Source organism: Phytobacter sp. V69 (genome assembly GCF_965644215.1).
Lineage (GTDB): Bacteria > Pseudomonadota > Gammaproteobacteria > Enterobacterales > Enterobacteriaceae > Phytobacter.
This window is the reverse complement of record NZ_CBFFRL010000307.1, coordinates 1-3,776: the sequence shown is the minus strand read 5'-3', so window position 1 is coordinate 3,776 and position 3,776 is coordinate 1. Positions and strand designations below refer to the sequence as shown.

Annotated in this window: 6 protein-coding genes and 1 pseudogene; 3 read left to right on the top strand and 4 right to left on the bottom strand. The window is 49.7% G+C overall.

Annotation, left to right across the window (positions count from 1 at the left end; genetic code table 11):
- Positions 1–43: 43 nt before the first annotated feature.
- Positions 44–397 (top strand): nuclear transport factor 2 family protein, encoded by a 354-nt coding sequence (locus ACSZPU_RS24195; protein WP_499004101.1) that lies wholly within the window; start codon positions 44–46, stop codon positions 395–397.
- A gap of 65 nt (positions 398–462) precedes the next feature.
- On the opposite strand, the gene ACSZPU_RS24190 is transcribed toward ACSZPU_RS24195, so the two are convergent.
- The 3 genes from ACSZPU_RS24190 to ACSZPU_RS24180 form a co-directional block, all read right to left on the bottom strand.
- Positions 463–828 carry an STY0301 family protein gene (locus tag ACSZPU_RS24190; protein WP_499004100.1) on the bottom strand — a complete coding sequence of 122 codons (366 nt, stop codon included), beginning with the start codon at positions 826–828 and terminating at the stop codon, positions 463–465.
- Positions 815–1,249, bottom strand: a complete 435-nt coding sequence (locus tag ACSZPU_RS24185; RefSeq protein ID WP_499004098.1) for a BPSL0067 family protein — start codon at positions 1,247–1,249, stop codon at positions 815–817. Before ACSZPU_RS24185 ends, ACSZPU_RS24190 begins: the two co-directional genes overlap by 14 nt.
- A gap of 213 nt (positions 1,250–1,462) precedes the next feature.
- Positions 1,463–2,494 carry an alpha/beta hydrolase fold domain-containing protein gene (locus ACSZPU_RS24180; protein ID WP_499004097.1) on the bottom strand — a complete coding sequence of 344 codons (1,032 nt, stop codon included), beginning with the start codon at positions 2,492–2,494 and terminating at the stop codon, positions 1,463–1,465.
- A gap of 220 nt (positions 2,495–2,714) precedes the next feature.
- Here ACSZPU_RS24180 and ACSZPU_RS24175 point away from each other — a divergent pair, with 220 nt between their 5' ends.
- Complete coding sequence (locus tag ACSZPU_RS24175; RefSeq protein WP_499004095.1) at positions 2,715–3,146, top strand: hypothetical protein; 432 nt, start codon at positions 2,715–2,717, stop codon at positions 3,144–3,146.
- Positions 3,147–3,209: 63 nt separating this feature from the next.
- On the opposite strand, the gene ACSZPU_RS24170 is transcribed toward ACSZPU_RS24175, so the two are convergent.
- Positions 3,210–3,437 carry a hypothetical protein gene (locus ACSZPU_RS24170; RefSeq protein ID WP_499004093.1) on the bottom strand — a complete coding sequence of 76 codons (228 nt, stop codon included), beginning with the start codon at positions 3,435–3,437 and terminating at the stop codon, positions 3,210–3,212.
- A 58-nt stretch (positions 3,438–3,495) separates the two neighbouring features.
- On the opposite strand from ACSZPU_RS24170, the pseudogene ACSZPU_RS24165 reads away from it, so the two are divergent.
- Positions 3,496–3,729: pseudogene (locus ACSZPU_RS24165) on the top strand (integrase); the annotation flags it as partial.
- Positions 3,730–3,776: the final 47 nt, after the last annotated feature.

Below are 3,776 nucleotides of genomic sequence, written 5' to 3'. Positions count from 1 at the left end.
AGTCATGATAATAGGGCCTTCTGATTAGAAGGCCCTATTATCAATGATTTTTATCCTCGTGACGACACTATCTAGCCCAGAGGCGATTTTTTCGACGGATTACATACAATCCACAGATGGCAATACGTTGAATTACAGTGAATTTTTACAGCACCTGAACCATGTGCGCTCGCAGATAAGCCATATTGCCTTTAACGTGGAGCAGGCCTGCTGCAATTCGCATTTGCTTGCCGACAGGCATATTGTCACGGTGACCAGGCCTGATAATCAGAGAACCGAGATTGAGGTGTATATGTTTGCCCAACTGCGCGAGGGCAAGATATGTCGTATCGATGAAATCACGCGGGTAATCAGCGGAAATGCGCAGGATAAATCGCTTGCCAGCGCGACGGTGTAAATAACATCAGGTTAAATACCGGCAGCGTTATGGCTTATTCAGGAATAACGCTGTGCGGCAGGTAATTACTCGCAAGCAGCAATGAGTTTGCTGCTCTTATCATAGGCAACAGAACATTTTTGGGCCGTAGCCGGAACAATCAACTCGACTGTCTGCTTCGTGTTCTTATATCGGCATATGAAATGGAGCGATGTTTTATGCTCTTTGGCCTCATCCTGATAATCAGGCAAGGTCCATACCGTTTCCTGGTCATTATCCGGCATCAGATCGACTAAATCTTTAGGTGGCCCGACAAACAAACTGGCATCGTTTAAGGCATGTGTTTTATCTTGCGAAGTCGGATACTGCGGACATACCGTTGCGGCTGCCTGCGCCGCGCCAACAGATAAAAACAGCCCCGCACTGAGCAAAAGCGTCTTACTCCACAACATAGTAATTATCTCCATTGTTTTCTGCGCGTGGTGCCTTATGAAAGCGAATGGTACGTTTACTGACATAATGCGGCGTCGTCTCGCGCTCACCAGAAGGAAGTGTTCGGTGAGACATCCACTGATCCAGAACCTGTATTCCCGATGCATCCTGCCCCAGATAAATGGCGGCATGGGAGCGCCCGTCAGTATGGTTGCCATATCGGCCATCTGCATCAAAAGTGGCAATCGCTGTACCGGCCGCGATCGTCGTATTGCCCTTCACTAAGACGCCCCGTTTCCAGGCCACCGTGCGCGGCATATTCGCTGCTTTTTGTGTGTACGCCACACACTGACCACTCCCCACAGACTGACCGACATACGCTAACGGTGTTTTTGCTATATATGCCATTGAGTTAACACCCATAAAGTTGAGTGAAGCCATTCTGCGCCTAATGTAAAGAGATGCAAACGGAGGATAAAGCGGGATTTGAAATTAAGATAATTCCTGGGTGGGCATGGCGTGTATTATATATTTATCAGTAAGTTAGAGTAAAACAGGCATTTGATTTAAAGCGATAAAAAACACATGCCCTGAGCCTGCCGTTCCCTGGTTTGAGAGGACTTCCCGGCAGACTCAGCGTCGAAAAACGGGGGATTACAGATTAGATTTTTTATCCACCTTCGCCGGTGCGCTCTGTTTGAGCGGTGCGCCTAAGGTGTGCTTAAACCAGGCGACGACGTGGTCAATCACCTGCGGCTGATACCAGTGGATATCGCCATGCTCCGCCCCTTCGACCAGAACATACTCGGCCGTATCTTTTTTAGCTTTCAGCGCCTGATACAGCTGCGCACTTTGCTGAGGAGAAACCAGCGTATCCGCGCTGCCGTGCATAATCAAAAATGGCGGTTCGTGGCCCGTAATATGGCCCATCGGGCTTGCGGCGAGCGCTTTTTTCGGGTCACTGTCGATAGTCGCCCCGGCAAATGTGCGAAACGCCGCACCGTGGACCAGTAATGCTTCTGTCACCGCCGCAGAACGATGCACCTGCTGAACCTGTCCCGGGAAGCCTTCGCCAATATTGAGCAAATTCGAGATGCCATAAATCGTGGCGACGCCCTGAACGTCAGAAGACTGCTCGGGATAATCGCCCTTGTCATACTCTTTTTCGCCATTGGTGGTTCCCAGCATTTGCGCCAGCCATCCCCCCGCTGAATCACCCAGCACGGCAATACGCGCAGGATCGATATTGTACTCTTTGGCGTGCGCCCGGAGATAACGCACGGTGGTTTTACCATCGACCAGCGGGGCCGGGAATTTATCCGGAATCACGCGATATTCCGCTGCCGCCACCACATAGCCCGCATTGGCCAGCGCCATGCGCATCGCAATGTACTTATCGTGGTTTGCGGTCATAAAACCGCCGCCGGGGAAGTACACAATCGCCGGTTTCAGGTCGTTATTACGCGGAACTAACAGCGACATTCTGAGCTGTCGGAGCGCCACACCATCTTTGACCTGCGAATAAATGACGTTGCTGAATAAATCGGTCTGATCCTGTGACGGCGTGAATTTCATCACCTGTGCGCCCTCGGTTGATCCGGGTAAGGTTTCGGCGGTGGCAACCGCCTGTGAAATAACGGATGACAATAACATGCAGCCAACCAGAACAAGGGATGTTGGTTTCATAATGTCCTTCTTGTGTAGGGTGATTTTTTCCCGATCTGGCACAGGATACCATTCGACAAGATCGATGAATAACGCAAGAAGTTGATGTATTTGATGCAAAAATCCGATGGATAACGAATGACGGCATCATTCGCGCCAACGATAAATAATCTGTTTATCAACGGTATATAGAAAGCATGAATCGCATGGTGCTAGCTTATCCCTGCAATGAAAAAGGTTTTTGTATTCATTACGTAGATTGGATGCAATTCATGCGAAATATCATTCTTTTTTTGCCATAGCTGTCACCCTGGCAGGGTGGGAAGCCAAATCCCAGGCGCCCGATCCATTACAGGTGCAGCTTGCGGATTATGGAACCTTGCCCGACAACTACAAGCACAGCATTGCCAGTCATTTTTATTTCCGCCTGAAAGATCCCAACAGCGCTCACTATAAATTCCTTGAACCCTATAAAGGGTATTCATGGGTTACAGATGTGCCAGCCGATAAAGAACAGCTAATGTTTGGCTGGATTGTTCCGATTATCGTGAATGCTAAAAATGAATTCGGCGCATACTCCGGTGCAACCCGGTTTATGATTATTTACTCGAATGGGAAGTATCACGACCTCTCCACCATAAAAGGCACAAAAAGGATCACCCGCGTTCCCTGAAAGTCGTTGCAGAATATTCTGCGCCAGAACATAACTGGCGCGGGTTATGCCACACTCAGGCGCTTAGCCTAACGAAATAAATTCCATACTTACAGGCTCAATGAGGTTCAGGAAGGCATCACATACCGCCTGCCCTTGCCAGACGGCACAAATGGCTTTCGCACTCGCCTGATTGTCGGCAAAGGCAAGATCGACAAAGACGCCATCGCCCAGGCTCACCAGATGCTGGCTTTTCCATCCCGGTTGCAGCGCGAGAAGGCTTTCAACCATCTGGCGATAAACGTTGCGCATGTCGCTCTCCTCGACGTCGGGTTTAAGCCGGAAGCGGCCAATCTCAATGCCGTTACCGGTAGACCGGATGGGAGAATCACCGAAACGGACTTTCGATGAAGCATGTGTGCGTTGGCTAAGGGAGAAGGAAGACAAGAAAAGCCTGGATGATGACAAAAGCATCATCGGGTTCTGGATGTTGCCTTTTAAGGGGTGGCTTTTATCTGACATTACGACAGACAGGATTATGTCGGCTGTTGATGGGATGGAGAATCGCCGGCACTGTGAACCGCCCCGGGAATCCTGGAGACTAAACTCTTTGAGAGAGAGGTAAACAGGATGACTAAAAACACACGTTTT

What these genes read in the sequence shown, in the direction of transcription:
- ACSZPU_RS24195 (WP_499004101.1), top strand. Translation starts at nt 44, where the DNA reads ATGATTTTTATCCTCGTGACGACACTATCTAGCCCAGAGGCGATTTTT.
- ACSZPU_RS24190 (WP_499004100.1), bottom strand. Translation starts at nt 828, where the DNA reads ATGTTGTGGAGTAAGACGCTTTTGCTCAGTGCGGGGCTGTTTTTATCT.
- ACSZPU_RS24185 (WP_499004098.1), bottom strand. Translation starts at nt 1,249, where the DNA reads ATGGCTTCACTCAACTTTATGGGTGTTAACTCAATGGCATATATAGCA.
- ACSZPU_RS24180 (WP_499004097.1), bottom strand. Translation starts at nt 2,494, where the DNA reads ATGAAACCAACATCCCTTGTTCTGGTTGGCTGCATGTTATTGTCATCC.
- ACSZPU_RS24170 (WP_499004093.1), bottom strand. Translation starts at nt 3,437, where the DNA reads ATGCGCAACGTTTATCGCCAGATGGTTGAAAGCCTTCTCGCGCTGCAA.